This window comes from Streptomyces incarnatus (genome assembly GCF_001027185.1).
GTDB classification, from domain to species: domain Bacteria; phylum Actinomycetota; class Actinomycetes; order Streptomycetales; family Streptomycetaceae; genus Streptomyces; species Streptomyces puniciscabiei.
In genome coordinates this window covers 2,221,860-2,245,338 of the sequence record NZ_CP011497.1, presented here as the reverse complement: position 1 = coordinate 2,245,338, position 23,479 = coordinate 2,221,860, and the positions used below count along the sequence as shown (strand labels likewise).

The following is a 23,479-nucleotide window of genomic DNA, read 5'->3' as shown; positions in this document are numbered from 1 at the left end:
GCAAAAGAACGGCTTGTGCTCACAAGACTCCTGCGGTGGCCGGGGCCACACCTACCGTCCCGGGCCATGAGCGCACACACCAGCCCCGCCATCGAGCTGCGGGGCGCGAGCAAGACCTTCAGAACCCCGTCAGGGGGACTGCACACGGCCGTGCGCGGTCTGGACCTCACCGTCGGGCGCGGCGAGTTCGTGGCCGTCGTAGGACCGACCGGCTGCGGAAAGTCCACCACGCTGACGCTGGTCAGCGGCCTGGAGGAGCCCACCGAGGGTCAGGTGCTGGTGGCCGGCGAGCCGGTCGACGGCGTCGGCGACAAGGTCGGCTTCGTCTTCCAGCAGGACGCCACCTTCCCGTGGCGCACGGTCCTGTCCAACGTCATGGCCGGCCCGCGCTTCCGTGGCCTGCCGAAGGACGAGGCCAGGGAGAAGGCCCGGGAGTGGCTGGCCCGCGTCGGCCTCGCCGCCTTCGAGGACCGCTACCCGCACCAGCTCTCCGGCGGTCAGCGCAAGCGCGTCGCCCTCGCCGCCACCTTCGTCAACGACCCCGAGATCCTGTTGATGGACGAGCCGTTCTCGGCGCTGGACGTGCAGACCCGGGCGCTGATGTCGGACGAGCTGCTGGAGCTGTGGGAGGGCACGGGCGCCTCGGTCGTCTTCGTCACCCATGACCTGGAGGAGTCCATCGCGCTCGCCGACAAGGTCGTCGTGATGACCGCGGGCCCCGCGACCGTGAAGCAGGTCTTCGACATCGATCTGCCGCGGCCGCGCAAGGTCGAGTCGGTGCGCCTGGAGCCGCGGTTCATCGAGATCTACCGCGAGATCTGGGAGTCCCTCGGCGAAGAGGTCCGCATCACCCGCGAGAGGGGTGCCGCCCATGTCGCCTGAGGTTCTCGAGCCCTCGGTGGCCGACACCGCCAAGGTTTCCGACCGCGCGCAGACCCGGGCTCAGGCCGCCCGCCGCCGCAAGGCTCTCGTCATGGCCGTACGCGTGCTGCTGCTGGTGGCCGTGCTCGGGCTGTGGGAGGGTCTGTCCCGCGCGAAGATCATCGATCCGTTCAACTTCTCGATGCCCTCGAAGATCTGGGACCAGATCTGGACCTGGGTGATGCACGGGACCGCGCTCGGCTCACTGGGCGAGCAGATCTGGTACACGCTGTACGAGGCACTGCTCGGCTGGGTCATCGGCGTCATCGCCGGTGTGGTGCTCGGCATTGCGCTCGGGCGGATCAGGTTGCTCGCCGAGGTCCTTGGTCCGTACATCAAGGTGCTCAACTCGATCCCCAGGATCGTCCTGGCGCCCATCTTCCTGATCTGGTTCGGGCTCGGACCGTCCTCCAAGATCGCCTCCGCCGTCGTCCTGGTCTTCTTCCCGGTGTTCTTCAACGCCTTCCAGGGCGCCCGCGAGGTGGACCGGAACCTGGTGGCCAACGCCCGCATCCTGGGCGCGAGCGACCGCAGGGTGACCCTGCAGGTGGTCATTCCGTCGGCCACCTCCTGGATCTTCACCAGCCTCCATGTGAGCTTCGGCTTCGCCCTCATCGGCGCCATCGTCGGCGAGTACATCGGCGCGACCAGGGGCATCGGCCTGCTCGTCTCACAGTCGCAGAACACCTTCAACGCGGCCGGCGTCTACGCCGCGATGGTCATCCTCGCGGTCGTCGCCCTCGCCGCCGAGGGGCTGCTGACCTTCGCCGAGCGCCGCATCTTCCGCTGGAAGCCCACCGGCTCCGACAACTGACCGGTCTCTTCCCGGACCTGCCCCCCACGCCTTCCCGCACCGCCCTCTCACAAGGACGTGAACCGCATGCGCAACACCGTTCGATACGCGTCGCTGGCCGCCACCGGCCTGCTCGCCCTCTCCTCGCTCACCGCGTGTGCCAACGACGCGGCCGGCTCCACGGCCGACACCGGCAGCGGCGGGGGCGGCGGCAAGGGCGAGAGCGTCAAGATCATGGTCGGCGGCCTGGACAAGGTCATCTACCTGCCCGCGATGCTCACCCAGCGCCTCGGCTACTTCGAGGCGGAGGGTTTGAATGTCCAACTCCTCAGCGAGCCCGCCGGTGTCCAGGCCGAGACCGCGCTCGTCTCCGGCCAGGTGCAGGGAGCGGTCGGCTTCTACGACCACACCCTCGACCTGCAGACGAAGGGCAAGTCGGTGGAGTCGGTCGTGCAGTTCTCGCAGGCGCCCGGCGAGGTCGAGGTGGTCTCCGGCAAGGCGGCGGACAGCCTCACTTCGCCCAAGGACTTCAAGGGCCGCAAGCTGGGCGTGACCGGGCTCGGCTCCTCCACCGACTTCCTCACCAAGTACCTGGCGGTCAAGAACGGTGTGAACGTCAGCGAGTTCACGCCCGTGGCCGTGGGCGCCGGACCGACGTTCATCGCGGCCCTGCAGAAGGGTGCGATCGACGGCGGTATGACCACCGACCCGACCGTCGCCACGATCCTCGACAAGAAGGCCGGGAAGATCCTCCTCGACATGCGCACCCCCGAGGGTTCGCAGAAGGCGCTCGGGGGGCCGTACCCGTCGTCAAGTCTGTACATGCAGACGGACTGGGTGAACGGGCACAAGGACACCGTGCAGAAGTTGGCCAATGCATTCGTCAAGACACTCAAGTGGATGTCCACCCACAGCGCCGGCGAGATCGCCGCCAAGATGCCCGCCGACTACTCCCAGGGCAACAAGGCGCTCTACGCGCAGGCCGTCAAGAGCACCCTGCCGATGTTCACCGACGACGGCGTGATGCCCCAGGGCGGCCCCGAGACCGTTGAGAAGGTCCTCAAGGCGTTCAACCCCAACATCAAGAACGCCAAGGTCGACTTGAGCAGGACGTACACGACCGAGTTCGTCAACGCCGTCAAGTAGACACGTCCGCTCAGCCGCGGGTCGCCCACACGTAACGGTGTTCCGGGCGGCCCGCGTCGCCGTACTTGAGGGTCAGCCGGGCCCGGCCGGTGCGCTCCAGGAGCTTCAGATACCGCTGGGCCGTCTGCCGGCTGACCCCCGTGCGCTCGGCGATCTCCTGGGCGGACAGCGGCCCTTCGGCGTTCATCAGCGCCTGGCGCACCAGCTCGGCCGTCGTCGGGGAGTGCCCCTTGGGCAGCTCCGGCTCCGAGGGAGCGGACAGGGCGCCGAAGATGCGGTCCACCTCCGCCTGTTCGGCCTCGCCGCCGCCGTCCAGGGTCCGCCGCAACCGCGCATACGCCTCCAGCTTGGCGCGCAGACCGGCGAAGGCGAACGGTTTCACCAGGTACTGCAGCGCCCCCTGCCGCATCGCGGCCTGGACGGTCGACACGTCCCGCGCCGCCGTCACCATGATCACATCCGCCTGGTGGCCACGCCGGCGCATCTCCCGGACGACCGCGAGACCGGTGTCGTCGGGCAGGTAGTGGTCCAGGAGGACGAGGTCCAGCCGCGGCAGCGTCTCCACCTGCCGGAGCGCCTCGGCGGCGCTGTGCGCCTCGCCGGCCACATGGAATCCCGGCACCTTCTCCACGTACGCGGCGTTGACCCGGGCGACGCGGGTGTCGTCGTCCACGACCAGGACCTCGATCATCGCGTCTCCTCCTCGGCGACGGCAGCGGGCTCGGACGACTCCCCGAGCGCCGCGGGTTCCAGCTCCGGCTCGGTCAGCGCCTCCGGCAGGACCACGGTGAACTCCGCGCCGCCGCCGTCCGCCTCGCCGACCGTCGCGCTCCCGCCCTGCCGTTCGGCGAGCCGGCGCACCAGCGAGAGCCCGAGGCCCCGTTTGCCGTGCGCGGGCGGCTTCTTGGTGGACCAGCCCTCGGTGAAGATCAGCTCCCGCTGGTCCGCGGGGATCCCGGGGCCCGTGTCGCACACCTTGAGGACGACCGTACGGCCCTCGGTGCGCAACTCGACCTCCACGCGCGCGTGGAGGGTGCCGGCGACCGCGTCGAGGGCGTTGTCCACCAGGTTGCCCACGACCGTGACCAGACCCCGCGGATCGATCAGCCGGTCGGGCAGGCGGGTGCGCTCCGACACCCACAGCGCGACGCCCCGCTCGGCCGCCACGGTCGCCTTGCCGACCAGGAGCGCCGCGAGCAGGGGATCCTGGATCTTCTCGGTGACCTGCTCGGCGGTGACCCGGTGGTCGCCGACCACCTCGCCGACGAACTCCACGGCGTCGTCGTACATCTCCAGCTCCAGCAGGCCGAGCAGGGTGTGCATGCGGTTGGCGTGCTCGTGGTCCTGGGCGCGCAGGGCGTCGATCAGCCCGCGCGTGGAGTCGAGTTCGCGCCCCAGCTGCTCCAGCTCGGTGCGGTCGCGCAGGGTGGCCACGGCGCCGCCGTCATCGGTGGGCATGCGGTTGGCGACCAGCACCCGCTGGCCGCGCACGGTGAGCAGATCGGTGCCGGGCACCCGGCCGGCCAGGACGTCCGTCGTACGGCCGGCGCCGAGCGCCTCGTCGGGCGTCTGCCCGACGGCCTCGTCACCGATGCCCAGCAGCCGCCGCGCCTCGTCGTTGAGCAGGCGGACACGGCCGCCGCGGTCGAGGGCGACCACACCCTCGCGGATGCCGTGCAGCATCGCCTCACGCTCCGCGAGCAGCGCCGAGATGTCCGAGAAGGCCAGGTCCCGGGTCTGCCGCTGGACCCGGCGGGAGATCAGCCAGGCGGCCAGCGCGCCCACCGCGAGAGCCCCGCCGGCGTAGGCGAACAGGCCCGGGATCGCGCTGATCAGCCGCGCCCGCACACTGTCGTAGGCGATCCCGACCGACACCGCCCCGATGATGCGGTGGCGGGCGTCGTACAGCGGCACCTTGCCGCGTGCGGAGCGGCCCAGGGTGCCCTGGTCGATCTCCATGACCTCCTTGCCCTGCAAGGCGTCCTCGGGACTGGTGGAAACCTGGTCGCCGATCTGCGAGGTGACGGGATGCGACCAGCGCAGCCAGTGCCGGTCCAGCACCACGATGTACTCCGCGTGCGTGGCCCGCCGGATCCGCTCGGCCTCCCTCTGCACCGGGCCGTCGGCGGTCGGCGGGGTCGTCAGCACACCCTCGGCGATCTGCGGGTCCTGGGCCGTCGTCTGCGCGATGGACAGCGCGCGGCGCTCCGCCTCCTGGTCCAGCTGCTTGCTCAGCGGCGCCAGGAACAGCCCGGTCGCGAGCACCGCGACCCCCGCGGCGATCGCCACCTGCATCAGCAGCACCTGCGAGAACACCCGCCGCGGCAGACCGAGGCGCAGACGGCGTGCGGGGGCAGTGGGGCTCATACGCACGACGGTACGTGGGGCGGCTCTCCGCACCCCAGGGGGTGTGGTGGGGATCTCTTGACCAGTTCTTGAACGAGGCGGTCGCTTTCTCCAACGAAGCGATCGCTTTCTGGAACGAGGTGGTCGCTCAGCTCGCGAGCGCCGTCGGCCTCAGCTCGCGCACGGCCACAACGTCCATCCGGGCCGGCGTGCCGAGCACGGCCGCGCCGCAGCTCTCCGGGCGCGGCGGCTGCGACGCACTCTGCGCCACGCTCACCCGCCAGCGGCGGCCGTCGGCGTGCCCGACGGTGACCTCCCAGCGCGGGGCCGCGCCGTCGGTCCGCACGACGCTCAGCAGCCCCGCCCGGTACTCGCCCGCCACCGACCGGACGGCCAGTTCGGCCGCCTGGCCGGGCCGGTCCCAGGCGGAGCAGCCACGGCACCCCTCGACCACCACGCGCCCCTCCTGCGCGCCGTCCAGCGCCTCCTTGATGGTGTGCGCCCCGGCGCGGCCGTAGGAGTAGCCGTACGGCAGGACGAGCACGGTCGGCGAGAAGCGATGTCCACCCAGATGGGTGACCTCCCACACCCCGCGCACCCCCGAGGCGGACAGTTCGGCGGCGAGGGGACGGCCCAGGAGGGCGCAGCAGCGGTCGCGTTTGCCGTTGGTGCACACGAGGGCGAGCGGGTCACCGCGGTGCGGCCGCCCGCCGAGCGCGGCGCCGAAGGAACGGTGGTCACCCGCACCGAGGGCCGCGAAGTCGAGCCCGAGGAGCCGGCGCGGATCCCGGATCGTGGCGCGGTGCAGCCAGACGCGGCCCGGCACGGTGTGCGCGGCGTACACCTGCCGGTCGGCGGGCCCGCCGGGGTCGGCGTGGCGTCCCGGGCGGCGGATGAGCGCGATGCGGACGCCGGTTCCGTCGGCGGCCGCCTCCAGCGCCCGGCCCAGCGCGCGGTCCAGGTGGCTCGAAGTCAGCGCCTTGGCACCCCACGGGCCGGGCTGTTCCAGCAGCAGCCACGTCGTCGCCGTGGCCGCCGTGCCGGAGACGGGCTCGTCGAGGCTCCGGGAGACGGTCGCGCACCTACTCACACAGGTGAGCCTAACCTGACTCTTCCCAGGGCGACTTCCGGCCATGGGTGTGTCCTGCTCCGGCAGGGGACGGCCCACTCGGGCATGGGGCGACCTACTCCGGCAGGGGCTGCTCAGGCCGCGGACCGACGTAGTGGCCCACGGGACGCATGCGCAGCGGGCGCTCGCCGTACTCCTCCAGGGCGTGTGCGATCCAGCCCGCCGCCCGTGCGACGGCGAAGATCGTCTCGCCGGCCGTGGCGGGCATGCCGCTGGACGCGGTGAACACCGCCAGGGCCAGGTCGACGTTGGCGTGCAGCGGGGTGTGCCGGGCTGTGGTGGCGACGATGTCCCGGGCGGCGAGCAGGGCGGACTCCGCGCGCGGGACCTGCTCCAGGAGGCCGAACAGCACGCTCGCGCGCGGGTCCTCGCCGGTGTACAGCCGGTGGCCGAGCCCCGGGACCCGGCGGCCCGCACGCAGTTCACCGGCGATCACCGGGACCGCCGTGCCCTGGTCGAGCACGTCGAGCAGCATGCGGTGGGCGTCACCGCTCGCGGCGCCGTGCAGCGGGCCCTCCAGGACGCCGAGCCCGGCCGAGACGGCCGCGTAGGCGTGCGCACGGGCCGAGGCGGCGACCCGGACCGCGAGGGTGGAGGCGGCCAGATCGTGGTCGGCGAGCAGGGCGAGCGCCGTGTCCAGGACGCGCAGGGACGCCTCGTCGGCGGCACGGCCGGTCAGCCGGCCCCAGAGCCGGTGGGCGAGCGGACCGTCGTCCTTGTGGTCGCGGCGGACCGGCGGCAGCGCGGCGACGAGCGTGGGGATCAGGATCCGCGCGGTGTTCAGCACGGCGTCCTCGGACAGGTCGAAGCGCAGGGGGTCCTCGGCCGCCGCGGCGACGGCCGCCACGCGCAGCCGGTCGGTGGGGGAGGCGTGCTCGGACAGCGCGTTCACCGCGCGGCGCGCGACCTCCACGGTGGGGCCGGGCGCGGAGAAGGAGACGCCCGGGGTGAGCCGGCCCGTCCACAGCCACTCCGCGACCTCTTCGTAGGAGTGGCGCAGCGCCAGCTCGACGGCGTCCACGCCGCGGAAGTAGTACCGGTCCTGCTCGATCAGCGTGATACGGGTCCGGACGGACAGGTCCGCGCCGGAGCCCGGGGTCGTGGCCGCCTCGCGGCGGTGGCGCCGGGCCAGGGCCTCGACCTCCTTCGCCTCGAAGGTGCTGGCACGGCCGCCGGGCTCGCGCCTGCTGCTGAGCAGGCCGCGGCTGACGTACGCGTACACCGTCTCCGGCTTCACGCCGAGCAGTTCGGCGGTCTCCCTGGTGGTCAGCCTGCGCCCGGGACGCCCGGGAGCGGATTCGTGATCGCGCATGGAGGTCACCGTAGCCGCCTCTGCACATGTTGATCGGCGTAAGTTGATTCAATCAATATTGACAGACAAGTAGTCAAGCATGGACAGTCGGATCAAGTTCAGGGAGGAGAACCATGGCCATCAACAGGACCGCCCCGCTCATCGACGCACCGCGCGGTCTCGCCGACGTCGTCGTCACCGAGACCGAGATCGGTGACGTAAGGGGACGCGAGGGCTTCTACCACTACCGCCAGTACTCGGCCGTCGAACTCGCGCGGACCCGCGGCTTCGAGGACGTCTGGCACCTCCTGGTCCACGGCGCGCTCCCGGACGCCCGGCGCGGCGCCGCCTTCGCCGCCGAGACCGCGGCACTGCGGCACCTCCCCGAGGAGGTCCGCGCGGCGCTGCCCGTGATCGCCGCTGCGAGCCGCCTGTCCGGCCCACTGTCCGGACTGCGCACGGCCCTGTCCCTGCTGGGCTCGGCGCGCGGGCTGCGACCCGTGTACGACATCGACGCCGGCCGGCGCCGCGCCGACACCCTGGCCGTCTGCGCGGCCGTACCGACGCTGCTCACCGCGCTGTACCGGCTCGGCCAGGGATTTGCCCCGGTCGAGCCGCGCGAGGACCTGCCGTACGCGGCCAACTACCTGTACATGCTCACCGGTGAGGAACCCGAGCCGCGCCGGGCGCGTGCGGTCGAGCAATACCTGATCTCAACCATTGATCATGGGTTCAATGCATCAACCTTCACCGCCCGCGTCATCGCCTCCACCGGCGCCGATGTGGCCGCCTGCCTGACCGGAGCCGTGGGCGCCCTGTCCGGGCCGCTGCACGGCGGCGCGCCCAGCCGGGCGCTGGACACCCTGGACGCCATCGGCACCCCGGACCGCATCGACCCCTGGATCCGCGAGCGGGTGCTCGCCGGTGACCGGATCATGGGCTTCGGACACGCGGTCTACCGCACGGAGGATCCCCGTTCCCGGATGCTCCGGGAGATCGCCCAGAGCTTCGGCGGACCGCGCGTGGACTTCGCGGTGGAGGTCGAGCGCCGCGTCGAGGCGATCCTCGCCGAGCTGAAGCCCGGCCGTGAACTCCACACCAACGTGGAGTTCTACGCCGGCGTGGTCATGGAACTCTGCGGACTGCCCCGGGAGATGTTCACCCCCACCTTCGCCGCGGCGCGGGTGGTGGGCTGGAGCGCCAACATCCTGGAACAGGCGGCCGACTCGAAGATCATCCGTCCGGTCGCGCGGTATGTGGGGCCGACACCGCCGGTCGCGGTACCGGCCGCCGGCTGACGCACCCGCCCCGGGGGCCTCACTATCCTGGACCGGCAGTCGGTCCGCACGAGAGAGGTCACCCCTTGGGGAACAGCCCGGCGAACAGCCCGGACAGCAGCCGTGGCCCGCAGCAGATCCCGGTCGTCGTGCTCGCCGGTTTCCTCGGCTCCGGGAAGACCACGCTCCTCAACCACCTCCTGCACCGCGGCGGAGGCAGCCGGATCGGGGCGATCGTCAACGACTTCGGGGCCGTCGAGATCGACGCGATGGCCGTCGCCGGCGCCCTCGGCGACTCGACCGTCTCGCTCGGCAACGGCTGCCTGTGCTGTGCCGTCGACGCGAGCGAACTCGACCTCTACCTGGACCGGCTCGCCGACCCGCGCACCGGCATCGACGTGATCGTCATCGAAGCCAGCGGACTCGCCGAGCCGCAGGAGCTCGTGCGGATGGTGCTGGCCAGCGAGCACCCCAGGGTCGTCTACGGCGGCCTGGTCGAGGTCGTGGACGCCGCGGAGTTCGACGACACGCGCGCGAAGCACCCCGAGATCGACCGGCACCTCGCCCTCGCCGACCTGGTCGTCGTCAACAAGCTCGACCGCGCGGACGACACCGGCCGGGTGCTCGGTCTGGTGTGCTCCCTCACGGACCGTGCTGCCGTCGTCCCCGCCACCTACGGCCGTATCGACCCCGAGTTCCTCTTCGACTGCAAGCCGAGCGAGGAACGCATCGGGCAGCTGTCCTTCGACGACCTCCACGAGCACACGGGGGGCGACGAGCACGAGGACCACGCCGGTCACCTGCACACCGCCTACGACAGCCTGTCCTTCACCTCCGAGGTCCCCCTGGAGCCCCGTCGGCTCATGCGGTTCCTGGACAGCCGGCCCGAGGGGCTGTACCGGATCAAGGGGTACGTCGACTTCGGGCCGTACGACACCCGCAACCGGTACGCCGTGCACGCCGTCGGCCGGTTCCTGCGCTTCTACCGCGAGCCCTGGGGCGTCGCAGGCGACCGCCTCACCCAGCTCGTGCTGATCGGCTCCGGCATCGACACCGAGGCCCTCGGCCAGGAGCTCAAGGGGTGCCGGAACGACGCCCCGCACGCCGACGAAAACGGCATGTGGGGCGTCTTGCGCTATGTGCAAGACCTGGATGCACAAGGCCCGGACGAGGCGGACCTGGACGATCCGCCCGCCTAGAGCACCGGTCCCGCGACCACCGCCACCGTCTTCGGCAGCGACGTGCCCGAACCGTCCCGGCGCGGGTCCAGCTCCGGCAGCTCCACCGGGGTGCCGGTCTTCTGCGCCGCGCGCGCGGGAGTGGGGCCCGCCCAGGCCAGCGACAGGCAGTCCTCGCCCTTCAGGAACCGCTGGCAGCGCACACCGCCCGTGGCCCGGCCCTTGCGCGGGAACTGGTCGAACGGGGTCAGCTTGGCGGTCGTCTGCACCGAGTCGTCCAGCGTGCCGCGCGAGCCCGCGACCGTGAACACCACCGCGTCGGCCGCCGGGTCGACCGCCGTGAAGGAGATGACCTTGGCGCCCTCGGTGAGCTTGATGCCCGCCATACCGCCGGCCGGGCGGCCCTGCGGGCGCACGATGGACGCCTGGAAGCGCAGCAACTGGGCGTCGTCCGTGATGAAGACCAGGTCCTCCTCACCGGTGCGCAGCTCCACCGCGCCGACGATCCGGTCGCCCTCCTTCAGCGTGATGACCTCCAACTCCTCCTTGTTGGACGGGTAGTCGGGCACCACGCGCTTGACCACACCCTGCTCGGTGCCGAGCGCCAGGCCCGGGGACGACTCGTCCAGCGTGGTCAGGCAGACCACCGTCTCGTCGTCCTCCAGGGAGACGAACTCGGCCAGCGGCGCCCCTCCGGAGAGGTTGGGCGCGGCCGCGGTCTCCGGCAGCTGGGGCAGGTCGACCACGTTGATCCGCAGCAGCCGGCCCGACGAGGTCACCGCGCCGATCTCACCGCGCGCGGTCGCCGGAACCGCGGAGACGATCACGTCGTGCTTGACGCGCTTGGCGCCGGCCTGATCCGGGAACGGCTCGGCGGTCGCCGTCCGGGCCAGCAGACCCGTCGAGGACAGCAGCACCCGGCACGGGTCGTCGGCCACCTGCAGCGGCACCGCGGCCACCGGGGCGCCCGCGGACTCCAGCAGCACCGTACGCCGGTCGGTGCCGAACTTCTTCGCCACGTCGGCCAGTTCGGCCGAGACCAGCTTGCGCAGCTCGGCGTCGGACTCCAGGATCCGGGTCAGCTCCTCGATCTCCGCGGTGAGCCGGTCCCGCTCCGCCTCCAGCTCGATCCGGTCGTACTTGGTGAGCCGGCGCAGCGGCGTGTCGAGGATGTACTGCGTCTGCACCTCGCTCAGCGAGAAGCGCCGCATCAGGCGCTCCTTGGCCTGCGCGGAGTTGTCGCTGGACCGGATCAGCCGGATGACCTCATCGATGTCCACCAGCGCGGTCAGCAGGCCCTCGACCAGGTGCAGCCGGTCGCGCCTCTTGCCGCGGCGGAACTCGCTGCGGCGCCGGACCACGTCGAAGCGGTGGTCGAGGTAGACCTCCAGCAGCTCCTTCAGGCCCAGGGTGAGCGGCTGGCCGTCCACCAGGGCGACGTTGTTGATGCCGAAGGACTCCTCCATCGGGGTCAGCTTGTACAGCTGCTCCAGGACCGCCTCCGGCACGAAGCCGTTCTTGATCTCGATGACCAGGCGCAGGCCGTGCTCGCGGTCGGTGAGGTCCTTGACGTCGGCGATGCCCTGGATCTTCTTCGCGTTGACCAGATCCTTGATCTTCGCGATGACCTTCTCGGGGCCGACCGTGAAGGGCAGCTCGGTGACGACCAGGCCCTTGCGGCGGGCGGTCACGGTCTCGACCGAGACCGTCGCGCGCATCCTGAAGGTGCCGCGGCCCGTCGCGTACGCGTCCCGGATGCCGTCCAGGCCGACGATCCGGCCGCCGGTGGGCAGGTCCGGGCCCGGAACGTGCTTCATCAGCGCGTCCAGGTCCGCGTTCGGGTGCCTGATCAGGTGGCGGGCGGCCGCGACGACCTCGCGCAGGTTGTGCGGCGGCATGTTCGTCGCCATGCCGACCGCGATGCCCGAGGAGCCGTTGACCAGCAGGTTCGGGAAGGCGGCGGGCAGCGCCACCGGCTCGCGCTCCTGGCCGTCGTAGTTCGGCGCGAAGTCGACCGTGTCCTCGTCGATCGACTCGGTCATCAGGCTCGTCGCCTCGGCCTGCCGGCACTCGGTGTACCGCATGGCGGCCGGCGGGTCGTCGTTGCCCAGCGAGCCGAAGTTGCCGTGGCCGTCGACGAGCGGCACGCGCATGGAGAACGGCTGGGCCATGCGCACCAGGGCGTCGTAGATCGACGCGTCGCCGTGCGGGTGCAGCTTGCCCATGACCTCGCCGACGACGCGCGCGCACTTCACGTAGCCGCGGTCGGGGCGCAGGCCCATCTCGTTCATCTGGTACACGATCCGGCGGTGCACCGGCTTGAGGCCGTCACGGGCGTCCGGCAGGGCGCGCGAGTAGATGACCGAGTACGCGTACTCGAGGTAGGAGCCACGCATCTCGTCCACGACGTCGATGTCGAGGATCCTCTCCTCGAACGAATCGTCGGGCGGCGGGGTCTTCGTGCTGCGGCGGGCCATCGCTGCCGGCTCCTTGCTACTGAAGCGTTTGATGGATCTGACGCGGACCATTGTGGACCGCGGCACTGACAACCCGGGCCATGGCCCGGTCCTCCACGGTCCGCCCGGCACCGCGAGGCACGCCGGACCGGCACCGCACCGTGCCCGCCGGCCGTCCCGCGGGCACGCGAGTCGCAGGTTACGGGATCCGCTGTGGGCGTACGTCAAGCCGGAACTCGGCCGAGGTCCCGCACCGTTTGCATACAGTGGCAGGAACGGCAGGAAAACCGCGGTTTCCACAACCGCCTCCGCTCGCGAAGGGACGTACATGCCCATGGGTCACACGACCACAGCCGAGGCAGGCTCCGGGGGCCTGACAGCGACCGAGCACCGCCTGGCCAACGGTCTGCGCGTGGTGCTCTCCGAGGACCACCTGACCCCGGTGGCGGCGGTCTGCCTCTGGTACGACGTCGGCTCCCGCCACGAAGTCAAGGGACGTACCGGCCTGGCTCACCTTTTCGAGCACCTGATGTTCCAGGGCTCCGGACAGGTCAAGGGCAACGGTCACTTCGAGCTGGTGCAGGGCGCCGGCGGCTCGCTCAACGGCACCACCAGTTTCGAGCGCACCAACTACTTCGAGACCATGCCCGCCCACCAGCTGGAGCTCGCCCTCTGGCTGGAGGCCGACCGCATGGGCTCGCTGCTGGCCGCCCTGGACGACGAGTCCATGGAGAACCAGCGGGACGTCGTCAAGAACGAGCGCCGCCAGCGCTACGACAACGTGCCCTACGGCACCGCCTTCGAGCGGCTGACCGCCCTGTCGTACCCGGAGGGCCACCCCTACCACCACACGCCGATCGGCTCGATGGCGGACCTGGACGCGGCCACCCTGGAGGACGCCCGCCAGTTCTTCCGCACCTACTACGCGCCGAACAACGCGGTGCTCTCCGTGGTCGGCGACATCGACCCCAGGCAGACCCTCGCCTGGATCGAGAAGTACTTCGGGTCGATCCCGGCCCACGACGGCAAGCCCGCCCCCCGCGACGGCTCGCTGCCGGAGGTCATCGGCGAGCAGAAGCGCGAGGTCGTCGTCGAGGAGGTCCCGGCGCGCGCCCTGATGGCCGCCTACCGGCTCCCGCACGACGGCACGCGCGCGTGCGACGCCGCCGACCTGGCCCTGACCATCCTCGGCGGCGGCGAGTCCTCCCGCCTGTACAACCGGCTGGTGCGCCGCGACCGTACGGCCGTCGCGGCCGGCTTCGGCCTGCTGCGCCTGGCCGGCGCGCCCTCCATGGGCTGGCTGGACGTGAAGACGTCCGGTGACGTCGAGGTCCCGGTCATCGAGACCGCCATCGACGAGGAGCTGGCCCGGTTCGCCGAGGAGGGCCCCACGCCGGAGGAGATGGAGCGCGCCCAGGCCCAGTTGGAGCGCGAGTGGCTGGACCGGCTCGGCACGGTCGCCGGCCGCGCCGACGAACTGTGCCGGTACGCCGTCCTGTTCGGCGACCCGCAGCTCGCCCTCACCGCAGTCAAGCGCGTCCTGGAGGTGACCCCGCAGGAGGTCCAGGAGGTCGCCCAGGCCCGTCTGCGCCCCGACAACCGCGCGGTCCTGGTCTACGAACCGAAGTCCCCGGAGCAGGCCCCGGACGCCGACGTGCCCGAGGACCCGGAGCAGGAAGCCACCGTAGAGGCCGGTAACGAGAACGAGGAGACGGCCAAGTGACCGAGCTCGCCACCATGGACTTCCACCCCCAGCCGCAGCCCGGCGAGGCCAGGCCGTGGGCGTTCCCGGCCCCCGAGCGGGCCGCGCTCGACAACGGCCTGACCGTGCTGCGCTGCCACCGCCCCGGCCAGCAGGTCGTCGCCGTAGAGGTGCTGCTGGACGCGCCCCTGGACGCCGAGCCGGCCGGCCTGGACGGCGTCGCCACGATCATGGCGCGGGCCTTCTCCGAGGGCACCGACAAGCACTCCGCCGAGGAGTTCGCCGCCGAGCTGGAGCGCGCGGGCGCCACCCTGGACGCGCACGCCGACCACCCCGGCGTCCGGCTCAGCCTGGAGGTCCCGGCCTCCCGCCTGGCCAAGGGCCTCGGCCTGCTCGCCGACGCGCTGCGCGCGCCCGCCTTCGCCGACAGCGAGGTCGAGCGCCTCGTCCGCAACCGCCTGGACGAGATCCCGCACGAGCTGGCCAACCCCTCCCGCCGGGCCGCGAAGGAGCTCTCCAAGGAGCTGTTCCCGGTGGCCTCGCGCATGTCGCGCCCGCGCCAGGGCACCGAGGAGACGGTCGAGAAGATCGACGCCGCCGCCGTACGCGCCTTCTACGGCCGGCACGTACGCCCGGCCACGGCCACCGCGGTCGTGGTCGGCGACCTCACCGGGGTCGACCTGGACGCGCTGCTCGGCGACACCCTCGGCGCCTGGACCGGCACCCCGGGCGAGCCGCGGCCCGTGCCGCCGGTGACCGCCGACGACACCGGGCGCGTGGTCATCGTGGACCGGCCCGGCGCCGTGCAGACGCAGCTGCTCATCGGCCGCGTCGGCCCCGACCGGCACGACCGCGTGTGGCCCGCCCAGGTGCTCGGCACCTACTGCCTCGGCGGCACCCTCACCTCCAGGCTGGACCGCGTCCTGCGCGAGGAGAAGGGCTACACCTACGGTGTGCGCTCCTTCGGCCAGGTCCTCCGGTCCGCGCCGGACGGCACGGGCGCCGCGATGCTCGCCATCAGCGGCTCCGTGGACACCCCGAACACCGGCCCCGCGCTGGAGGACCTGTGGAAGGTGCTGCGCACCCTCGCGGCGGACGGCCTGACCGACGCCGAGCGGGACGTGGCCGTGCAGAACCTCGTGGGGGTGGCACCGCTGAAGTACGAGACCGCGGCCGCCGTCGCGAGCACACTCGCCGACCAGGTCGAGCAGCACCTGCCCGACGACTTCCAGGCGACGCTGTATCAGCAGCTGGCCGCGACGGGCACGGTGGAGGCCACCGCGGCCGTCGTCAACGCCTTCCCGGTGGACCGCCTGGTGACCGTCCTCGTCGGTGACGCCGCCCAGATCAAGGCGCCGGTCGAGGCGCTCGGCATCGGTGAAGTGACCGTGGTGGCGGCCGAGTAGAGCGGGCCGCCGCGGCGGCCGGGCACGCCCGAGCGGACGCACGCGCGCGTGGGGCCCTGACGGTCTACGGACCGTCAGGGCCCCTGTTGTTCCACTCCCTTCCCCAGATGCCCGATTTGAGGCGGAGGTTGCCCGTCTGCCCTGTGGGATGCGCTACAAAAGCCCGGATCCGTTTGGGAATCCGAAGCGGGCTTCCGTAGCGTCGTCCGGGCTGTTCGTCAGGCAGTGCGCCGCACCCGCGGCACCGGACAGCCATCGCCGAGTCCCCGTACGGCGCGAGCCAGGGGAGCCGGGGACCCACGCAGTCCCTGGGGTGAATCGGGCGCCCGCGCGAGCCGCGAGGGGGCCCGTAGGAGACCTTCCTGCTCCGAACCCGTCAGCTAACCCGGTAGGCGAGAGGGAAGGAAAGGACCAGCCACTCCATGGCGTTCATGTGCGCCACCGGGAAGCACCGCAAGCCCGGCCGGGTCAAGCGCACCACCGCTCAGGCGGCGGGCATCGCGGCCCTCACCACCACCGGTGTCATCGGCACCCTCGCCGCCTCCCCGGCGCTCGCCGCCGAGAACGCCGGGAACGGCGTGGAGCAGACCGGCCTCACGCCGGTCCTCACCGTGAGCGACGACGTCGCCGAGCACATCGACGCGCAGGCCACCGCGCAGAAGAAGGCCGCCGAGCAGAAGGCGGCCGAGGAGGCCGCGGCCAGGAAGGCGAAGGAGGAGCGCGAGGCCAGGGCCCGCGCCGCCCGCGAGGCCGAGCGCAAGCGCCTGAACGCCTTCGTCGCCCCGATAGCCGACTCCTACGTCTCCACCGGCTACCAGGCCAGCAGCTCCCTGTGGTCCTCCGGCCACCACACGGGCATCGACTTCCACGCCGCGACCGGCACCCCCGTCCACGCGGTCGGCTCCGGCACCGTCGTCTCCACCGGCTGGGGTGGCGCGTACGGCAACCAGATCGTGATCCGGATGGCCGACGGCATGTACACCCAGTACGGCCACCTGTCGTCCATCGGCGTCTCGGTGGGCCAGCGGGTCGTCCCGGGCCAGCGGATCGGCCTGTCCGGCGCGACCGGCAACACCACCGGCCCGCACCTGCACTTCGAGGCCCGTACGACCCCCGACTACGGCTCGGACGTCGACCCCGTCGCCTACCTCCGCAAGCACGGCGTGAACGTCTGACGCCGCACCGCGCGGCATCCGGCGCCCCGGCTCACCGAGCCGGGGCTTTCGCCGTTTTCCGCGGTGTCCGGCGGACCCTGTGACCAAAAAATATCCATGGATTCCGGCCCGCCGTCGGAAATTCCGGCTCATTGGAATAGAGTCACGGAACACGCGTCCATCGTCGACGTTTCACGGGGATTAAGGCGGAGGTCGGTCATGCGTATTCCGGCGCACTCGGTGTGCACGGCCATCCGGGACGACATCGTCGCGGGTGTCTACGAGCGCGGTGGCCGGCTGACCGAGGAAGTCCTGGCCCGCCGCTACGGCGTCTCGCGCGTCCCCGTCCGCGAGGCCCTGCGCACCCTGGAGGCCGAGGGCTTCGTGGTGACCCGCCGGCACGCGGGCGCGTGCGTGGCCGAGCCGACCGAGCAGGAGGCGGCCGACCTGCTGGAGATGCGCATGCTGCTGGAGCCGCTCGGCGCCGCCCGGGCCGCCCAGCGGCGCACCGAGGCCCATCTGAAGGTGCTGCGCGGTCTCGTCAGGCTGGGCCAGGAGCGGGCCCGCAGCGGCAGCAGCGAGGATCTGCGCTCGCTGGGCGGCTGGTTCCACGAGACGCTCGCCCAGGCCGCCGGCAGCCCCTCGCTGACGGCGATGCTCACCCAGCTGCGGCACAAGATCGCCTGGATGTACGCGGTGCAGGCACCCCCGAGCCCGGTGGACCACTGGGCGGAGCACGGCGCCATCGTCGACGCGGTGGCGCGCGGCGACGGGGAGCGCGCGCGGGCGGTCACGGCACTGCACACCGAGCGCGCGACGACCGCGCACCGGCTGCGTTTTTCCGGGGGCGGCGAGCGTGTGAGGACTTCGCAACACGCCGTAAACATGTCGGGTCTTCGGCATTAACACGGGCGCCGTATACAAAGAAGAGTAATTCGGCGCGGTGTATTTTCGCTGCCCGAATTCAGGTGTGCGCGCAATGAGCCCGGAAAGGGCGGAGCCGCGCCGCCCGAAAACAGGCGACGCGGCTCCGGTGTTATCCGTGCGCTGGTGTTCAGACCGTCTCGGGCAGTTCCTCGAGGCCCTCGGAGACCAGCTTGGCCAGACGGTCCAGGGCGGCGTCCGCGCCCTCTGCGTCGGAGGCCAGGACGATCTCCTCGCCGCCCTGGGCGCCAAGCCCCAGGACGGCCAGCATGGAGGCCGCGTTGACGGGGTTGCCGTCAGCCTTGGCGATCGTCACCGGGACGCCTGCGGCCGTGGCGGCTCGGACGAAGATGGAGGCGGGGCGGGCGTGGAGGCCCTCGGCCCAGCCGACGTTGACGCGGCGCTCAGCCATGTGTTGCTGCCCTTCAGTCTTCAGGGTTGTCTAGACCAGTTTCCCATATCGCGAAGCGTGCCCGGAGCGGACCTTCGTCCACCCCGGTGCGGCGCCGGAACCGCGGCCTCGGTTCCGGCTTCCGTCCTCCACAGACTGCCCCGCGCCGTTGTCGGACGCGAGCCGTACTCTGGGGCCCATGCAGACCTCGGCGGACCGGCAGGACCGGCACCACTACCCCGCCCACTGGGAGGCGGACGTGGTGCTGCGCGACGGGGGTACCGCGCGCATCAGGCCCATCACCGTTGATGACGCCGACCGCCTGGTCAGCTTCTACGAGCAGGTCTCGGACGAGTCGAAGTACTACCGCTTCTTCGCGCCGTACCCCAGGCTCTCCGCCAAGGACGTCCACCGCTTCACGCACCACGACTTTGTGGACCGGGTGGGACTCGCGGCCACCATCGGCGGCGAGTTCATCGCCACCGTACGCTATGACCGCATCGGCGCCGACGGCATGCCCGCCACCGCACCCGCCGACGAGGCCGAGGTCGCCTTCCTGGTGCAGGACGCCCACCAGGGCCGCGGCGTCGCCTCCGCCCTGCTGGAGCACATCGCGGCCGTCGCCCGCGAGCGCGGCATCCGCCGCTTCGCCGCCGAGGTGCTGCCCGCCAACACCAAGATGATCAAGGTGTTCACGGACGCCGGGTACACCCAGAAGCGCAGCTTCGAGGACGGCGTCGTCCGGCTGGAGTTCGACCTCGAACCCACCGACCGCTCCCTCGCCGTCCAGCGCGCGCGGGAGCAGCGCGCCGAGGCCCGCTCGGTACGGCGGCTGCTCATGCCCGGCTCGGTCGCGGTCGTCGGCGTCGGCCGTGCCCCCGGCGGGGTGGGCCGCAGCGTCCTCGGCAACATCCGGGACGCCGGGTACGGCGGCCGTCTGCACGCCGTGAACAAGGCCTTCCCGGAGGACCTCGCCGAGGTCGACGGCGTGCCGGCGTACCGGCGCGTGCGCGACATCGGCGGCCCGGTGGACCTCGCCGTGGTCGCCGTACCGGCCGAGCACGTGCCCGCCGTGGTCGCTGAGTGCGGGGAACACGGAGTGCAGGGGCTCGTCGTGCTCTCCGCCGGGTACGCCGAGAGCGGGCCCGAGGGGCGCGAGCGGCAGCGGGCCCTCATCCGGCAGGCCCGCGCGTACGGCATGCGGATCATCGGGCCGAACGCCTTCGGGATCATCAACACCGCGCCCGGCGTCCGGCTGAACGCCTCCCTCGCCCCGGAGATGCCCCGCCCCGGCCGCATCGGCATGTTCGCCCAGTCCGGCGCCATCGGCATCGCCCTGCTGTCCCGCCTGCACCGGCGCGGGGGAGGGGTCACCGGGGTCACCGGCGTGTCCACCTTCGTGTCCGCCGGCAACCGCGCGGACGTCTCCGGCAACGACGTCCTCCAGTACTGGTACGACGACCCCGAGACCGACGTCGTCCTCATGTACCTGGAGTCCCTCGGCAACCCGCGCAAGTTCACCCGCCTCGCCCGGCGGACGGCGGCGGCCAAGCCGCTGGTCGTGGTGCAAGGGGTCGGTTCCGCGCCCCAGGGACACGCGGTCCGGGCCACCCGGCTGCCGCCCGCCACCGTCTCCGCCCTGCTGCGGCAGGCCGGCGTGATCCGGGTCGACACGATCACCGAGCTGGTCGACACGGGGTTGCTGCTCGCCCGGCAGCCGCTGCCGGCGGGGCCGAGGGTGGCGATCCTGGGCAACTCCGAGTCGCTGGGCGTGCTGGCGTACGACCGGTGTCTGGCGGAGGGGCTGCGCCCCTCGCTTCCGCTGGACCTGACGACCGGGGCGACGGCGGAGGACTTCCACGGGGCGCTGGCGCGGGCCCTGGCCGACGACACGTGCGACTCCGTCGTGGTGACCGCGATCCCGGCGATCGGGGAGGCGTCGCCGGGGGATGCCGAGCTGGCGGAGGCGCTGCGGTCGGCTGCGGCCGCGGTGCCCGGGAAGCCGGTGCTCGTGGTGCATGTGGAGCTCGGGGGGCTGGCGGAAGCGTTGTCGGCCGCGGCGAGTACGGCACCTGCCGCCGTCGAGAAGGCGCCCGGCACCGAGGGCGGCGCCCACCCTTCCCCGCCCCCGGCTCCGCTCGAGCGGTGGGACCCCCGTCGCCCCGCGGAACGGTCGCCCACCGCGGCGGCGGAGACCGGCGCGCCCACCGGGGGAGCGGCAGCGGCCAGGCCTGCGGAGGGCCGGCACCTCATCCCCGCCTACCCCGCCGCCGAGCGTGCCGTTCGCGCGCTGGCCGAGGCCGTCAAGTACGGGCAGTGGCGGCGGGAGGCCATGGATCCGGGGAAGGTGCCGGAGTACGAGGACATCGACGAGAAGGGTGCCGCGCGGCTGATCGGCGAGCTGCTCGCGCGCGGGGAAGGGCTGACGATCTCCGACGCGGAGACCTGCGAGCTGCTCGGCAGGTACGGCATCCCCGTGCGGCGCGCGCTGCCCGCGCCCAGCCCCGACGCCGCCGCGGAAGCCGCCCGTTCCCTCGGCTACCCGGTCGCCCTCAAGGCCACCGCCCCGCATCTGAGGCACCGTGCCGACCTGGGCGGCGTACGCCTCGACCTCGCGGACGAGGAGCAACTGCGCCGGGCCTACGCCGAGTTGACCGAGCTGTTCGGCAAGCCGGAGGAGCTGCGCCCGGTGGTGCAGGGCATGGCGCCGCGCGGCGTCGACACCGTCGTACGGGCCGTGATCGACCCGGCGGCCGGGGCGGTGCTGTCCTTCGGGCTCGCCGGGGCCGCCTCCCAGCTGCTCGGGGACATGGCGCACCGGCTCGTCCCGGTCACCGACCGGGAGGCGACCTCGCTGGTGCGGTCGATCCGTACGGCACCCCTGCTGTTCGGCTGGCGCGGCTCCACGCCCGTCGACACCCCGGCGCTGGAGGAGCTGCTGCTGCGGGTGTCCCGGCTGGCGGACGACCACCCGGAGGTGGTCGCCGTCACCCTGGAGCCGGTCGTCGTCGCCCCGCGCGGCGTGAGCGTCCTCGGCGCCACGGTGCGGCTCGCGCCGCCGCCCGCCCGCGACGACCTCGGCCCGCGCACGATGCCGGCCTACTGACCGGGGAGGGGACCGCGTGGAGATCGCCGGCCGCAGGCTGCCCGAGGGCAGCTGGTGGGACTGGGAAGTGATCGTCTGGGACGGCGGCCGGCTCCGACTGGCGGCCGGGTACGACCTCACGTATCACCACGGCCTGGAGGTCGTCTTCACCGCACCGGCCTTCGTCTCGTGCCCGGCCGCCTTCCAGGACCCCGTCTTCCGGGAGCCCACCGCCGAGGAGGCGGCACGTCTGCGGCGAACGCTGGGCGAGACGCCGCCCGTCGTGGTCGCGTTCGAGGCGGACGGCGGTGGTCCGGACCCCGTGTCGTGTCTGATCGCCGCTGAGGGGCTGGACATCCTTGCGGGACTCGTCCCGCGGAGTTCACGCCCGCGTGCGCAGGCCGCCCCCGGTCTTCGTGACTGGCCCGGACCCCCCTTGCCCACGGATTAGGATGGACGCCATGGCCAAGACCAGTACGACGACCCAGGGGCTGCGCGCGGCGATCGAGCGCAGCGGCTACTACCCGGCCCTCGTGGCCGAGGCGGTGGAGGCCGCTGTGGGCGGCGAGCCCATCCGGTCGTTCCTGGTCCACCAGGAGACCACCTTCGACCAGAACGAGGTGCGCCGGCACGTGACCGTCCTGGTCCTCACCGGCAACCGGTTCATCGTCAGCCACACCGACGAGCAGGCTGCCGACAGCACGTCCCCGACGCCGTACGCCACCACCTCCACCGAGTCCGTGAAGCTCGGCCGGATCTCGTCGGTCGTGGTCAGCCGGGTGGTCGCGAACCCCGAGCAGTACGCGCCGGGCACCCTGCCCCGCGAGGTCGTGCTGACCATCGGCTGGGGCGCGGTCAGCCGCATCGACCTGGAGCCCGCCGCCTGCGGCGACCCCAACTGCGACGCCGACCACGGTTACACCGGCAGCTCCACGGCGGACGACCTCAGCCTGCGCGTCAGCGAGGCCGGGGACGGGCCGGAGACGGTGCGCCAGGCGCTCGCCTTCGCGCAGGCCATCTCGGAGGCGACCGCGGACGTCACGCGCTGATGTCCCAGCTCTCCGCCTGGGACCACCCGGAACCGCTCGCCCTGGACACCGCCCCGCTGCCCGAGTACGGCACGGGCTCCCTCGCCGATCTGCTGCCCACGCTCGCCGCCGGCATGGGCGTACCCGGCATGACCGCGACGATCCCGGAACTGACCGCCGCCGACCGGGTCTGCGTCCTGCTGATCGACGGGCTCGGCTGGGAGCAGCTGCTGGCCCACCGGGACGAGGCCCCCTTCCTGACCTCGCTGCTCGGCACCTCGCGGGGCGGCACCGGCCGCCCGCTCACCGCCGGCTACCCGGCGACCACCGCGGTCTCCCTCGCCTCCGTCGGCACCGGGCTGCCGCCCGGCGTCCACGGCCTGCCCGGCTACACCGTGCGCAACCCGGCCACCGGCGAGCTGATGAACCAGCTCCGCTGGCAGCCGTACACCGATCCGCACGCCTGGCAGCCGTACCCCACCGTCTTCCAGCTGGCCCAGGCGGCCGGGGTGCACGCCGCCCAGGTGACCTCGCCGATCTTCGAGCACACGCCGCTCACCAGGATCGCGCTCAGCGGCGGCAGCTTCCACGGCCGGCTGAGCGGCGAGGAGCGCATGGACCTCGCGGCCGAGCAACTAGCCGCCGGGGACCGCTCGCTGGTCTACACGTACTACTCCGAGCTGGACGGCGCCGGACACCGCTACGGCGTCGCCTCCGACACCTGGCGCGGCCAGCTGATGTACGTCGACCGGCTCGCCCAGCGCCTCGCCGAGCAACTGCCGCCGCGCAGCGCGCTGTACGTCACCGCCGACCACGGCATGGTCGACGTCCCGTTCGACGACGAGCACCGGATCGACTTCGACACGGACTGGGAGTTGCGCGCCGGGGTCGCCCTGCTGGGCGGCGAGGGCCGGGCGCGGCACGTGTACGCGGTGCCGGGCGCCGAGGGCGACGTACTGACCGTCTGGCGCGAGGTGCTCGGCGAGCAGTTCTGGGTGGCCTCGCGGGACGAGGCGATCGCGGCGGGCTGGTTCGGGCCGCACATCGACGAGCGGGTCCGCCCACGGCTCGGGGACGTGGTCGCGGCCGCCCACGACGACGTCCTGATCATCGCGTCCGAGCGGGAGCCGAAGGAGTCGGCCCTGGTCGGCAACCACGGTTCGATGACGCCCGCCGAGCAGCTGATCCCGCTGCTCGAAGTACGCTCCTGACGCCTCCTGTCCCGACTGTCCGCCGAAAGGTGCTCAACTCC

Annotated in this window: 19 protein-coding genes and 1 riboswitch; of the genes, 13 read left to right on the top strand and 6 right to left on the bottom strand. The window is 72.3% G+C overall.

Features of this window, described 5'->3' with window-relative positions; translation table 11 throughout:
* The first annotated feature begins 66 nt into the window (after window positions 1–66).
* The 3 genes from ABB07_RS09920 (at window position 67) to ABB07_RS09910 (ending at window position 2,860) form a co-directional block, all read left to right on the top strand.
* Window positions 67–882 carry an ABC transporter ATP-binding protein gene (locus ABB07_RS09920; RefSeq protein ID WP_208898373.1) on the top strand — a complete coding sequence of 272 codons (816 nt, stop codon included), beginning with the start codon at window positions 67–69 and terminating at the stop codon, window positions 880–882.
* Window positions 872–1,735, top strand: a complete 864-nt coding sequence (locus ABB07_RS09915; RefSeq protein ID WP_208898372.1) for an ABC transporter permease — start codon at window positions 872–874, stop codon at window positions 1,733–1,735. Before ABB07_RS09920 ends, ABB07_RS09915 begins: the two co-directional genes overlap by 11 nt.
* A gap of 66 nt (window positions 1,736–1,801) precedes the next feature.
* Window positions 1,802–2,860 (top strand): ABC transporter substrate-binding protein, encoded by a 1,059-nt coding sequence (locus ABB07_RS09910; protein WP_208898371.1) that lies wholly within the window; start codon window positions 1,802–1,804, stop codon window positions 2,858–2,860.
* Between the two features lie 10 nt (window positions 2,861–2,870).
* Here the strand turns inward: ABB07_RS09910 and ABB07_RS09905 are convergent, their stop codons facing one another.
* From ABB07_RS09905 to ABB07_RS09890, 4 genes are all read right to left on the bottom strand, one after another.
* Complete coding sequence (locus tag ABB07_RS09905; RefSeq protein WP_208898370.1) at window positions 2,871–3,551, bottom strand: response regulator; 681 nt, start codon at window positions 3,549–3,551, stop codon at window positions 2,871–2,873.
* On the bottom strand, window positions 3,548–5,227 hold the full coding sequence (locus tag ABB07_RS09900; protein ID WP_208898369.1) for an ATP-binding protein: 1,680 nt from the start codon (window positions 5,225–5,227) through the stop codon (window positions 3,548–3,550). The genes ABB07_RS09905 and ABB07_RS09900 overlap by 4 nt, the downstream gene beginning before the upstream one ends.
* Before the next feature lie 127 nt (window positions 5,228–5,354).
* Window positions 5,355–6,296 (bottom strand): sucrase ferredoxin, encoded by a 942-nt coding sequence (locus ABB07_RS09895; RefSeq protein ID WP_208898368.1) that lies wholly within the window; start codon window positions 6,294–6,296, stop codon window positions 5,355–5,357.
* 94 nt (window positions 6,297–6,390) lie between these two features.
* Window positions 6,391–7,647, bottom strand: coding sequence for a citrate synthase (locus tag ABB07_RS09890; RefSeq protein ID WP_208898367.1), 1,257 nt, complete (start codon window positions 7,645–7,647; stop codon window positions 6,391–6,393).
* Window positions 7,648–7,760: 113 nt separating this feature from the next.
* Here ABB07_RS09890 and ABB07_RS09885 point away from each other — a divergent pair, with 113 nt between their 5' ends.
* A complete protein-coding gene (locus ABB07_RS09885) occupies window positions 7,761–8,924 on the top strand; it encodes a citrate synthase/methylcitrate synthase (protein WP_208898366.1) in 1,164 nt (387 codons plus the stop codon).
* A gap of 65 nt (window positions 8,925–8,989) precedes the next feature.
* Window positions 8,990–10,102: a CobW family GTP-binding protein gene (locus tag ABB07_RS09880; RefSeq protein WP_208898365.1), complete on the top strand. Its 1,113-nt coding sequence runs from the start codon at window positions 8,990–8,992 to the stop codon at window positions 10,100–10,102.
* On the opposite strand, the gene ABB07_RS09875 is transcribed toward ABB07_RS09880, so the two are convergent.
* Complete coding sequence (locus ABB07_RS09875) at window positions 10,099–12,558, bottom strand: DNA gyrase/topoisomerase IV subunit A (RefSeq protein ID WP_208898364.1); 2,460 nt, start codon at window positions 12,556–12,558, stop codon at window positions 10,099–10,101. The genes ABB07_RS09880 and ABB07_RS09875 overlap by 4 nt on opposite strands.
* Window positions 12,559–12,865: 307 nt before the next feature.
* On the opposite strand from ABB07_RS09875, the gene ABB07_RS09870 reads away from it, so the two are divergent.
* The 4 genes from ABB07_RS09870 to ABB07_RS09855 all read left to right on the top strand — a co-directional run bounded on the left by ABB07_RS09870 (window position 12,866) and on the right by ABB07_RS09855 (window position 17,705).
* Window positions 12,866–14,260, top strand: a complete 1,395-nt coding sequence (locus tag ABB07_RS09870; RefSeq protein ID WP_208898363.1) for a M16 family metallopeptidase — start codon at window positions 12,866–12,868, stop codon at window positions 14,258–14,260.
* A complete protein-coding gene (locus ABB07_RS09865; protein WP_208898362.1) occupies window positions 14,257–15,645 on the top strand; it encodes a M16 family metallopeptidase in 1,389 nt (462 codons plus the stop codon). Before ABB07_RS09870 ends, ABB07_RS09865 begins: the two co-directional genes overlap by 4 nt.
* 246 nt (window positions 15,646–15,891) lie before the next feature.
* Window positions 15,892–16,055: riboswitch (cyclic di-AMP (ydaO/yuaA leader) on the top strand.
* A 12-nt stretch (window positions 16,056–16,067) separates the two neighbouring features.
* Complete coding sequence (locus ABB07_RS09860) at window positions 16,068–16,820, top strand: M23 family metallopeptidase (RefSeq protein ID WP_208898361.1); 753 nt, start codon at window positions 16,068–16,070, stop codon at window positions 16,818–16,820.
* A gap of 198 nt (window positions 16,821–17,018) precedes the next feature.
* Window positions 17,019–17,705, top strand: coding sequence for a GntR family transcriptional regulator (locus ABB07_RS09855; protein ID WP_208898360.1), 687 nt, complete (start codon window positions 17,019–17,021; stop codon window positions 17,703–17,705).
* A gap of 148 nt (window positions 17,706–17,853) precedes the next feature.
* On the opposite strand, the gene ABB07_RS09850 is transcribed toward ABB07_RS09855, so the two are convergent.
* Window positions 17,854–18,135, bottom strand: a complete 282-nt coding sequence (locus ABB07_RS09850) for an HPr family phosphocarrier protein (RefSeq protein WP_003993478.1) — start codon at window positions 18,133–18,135, stop codon at window positions 17,854–17,856.
* 178 nt (window positions 18,136–18,313) lie between these two features.
* On the opposite strand from ABB07_RS09850, the gene ABB07_RS09845 reads away from it, so the two are divergent.
* From ABB07_RS09845 to ABB07_RS09830, 4 genes are read left to right on the top strand one after another with little or no spacing between them, the layout of a single operon-like run.
* A complete protein-coding gene (locus tag ABB07_RS09845) occupies window positions 18,314–21,220 on the top strand; it encodes a bifunctional acetate--CoA ligase family protein/GNAT family N-acetyltransferase (RefSeq protein WP_208898359.1) in 2,907 nt (968 codons plus the stop codon).
* Between the two features lie 16 nt (window positions 21,221–21,236).
* Window positions 21,237–21,650, top strand: coding sequence for a hypothetical protein (locus ABB07_RS09840; protein ID WP_208898358.1), 414 nt, complete (start codon window positions 21,237–21,239; stop codon window positions 21,648–21,650).
* A gap of 10 nt (window positions 21,651–21,660) precedes the next feature.
* Complete coding sequence (locus ABB07_RS09835) at window positions 21,661–22,248, top strand: DUF5998 family protein (protein ID WP_208898357.1); 588 nt, start codon at window positions 21,661–21,663, stop codon at window positions 22,246–22,248.
* Window positions 22,248–23,438, top strand: a complete 1,191-nt coding sequence (locus ABB07_RS09830; protein ID WP_208898356.1) for an alkaline phosphatase family protein — start codon at window positions 22,248–22,250, stop codon at window positions 23,436–23,438. Before ABB07_RS09835 ends, ABB07_RS09830 begins: the two co-directional genes overlap by 1 nt.
* The last annotated feature ends 41 nt before the right edge of the window (window positions 23,439–23,479 follow it).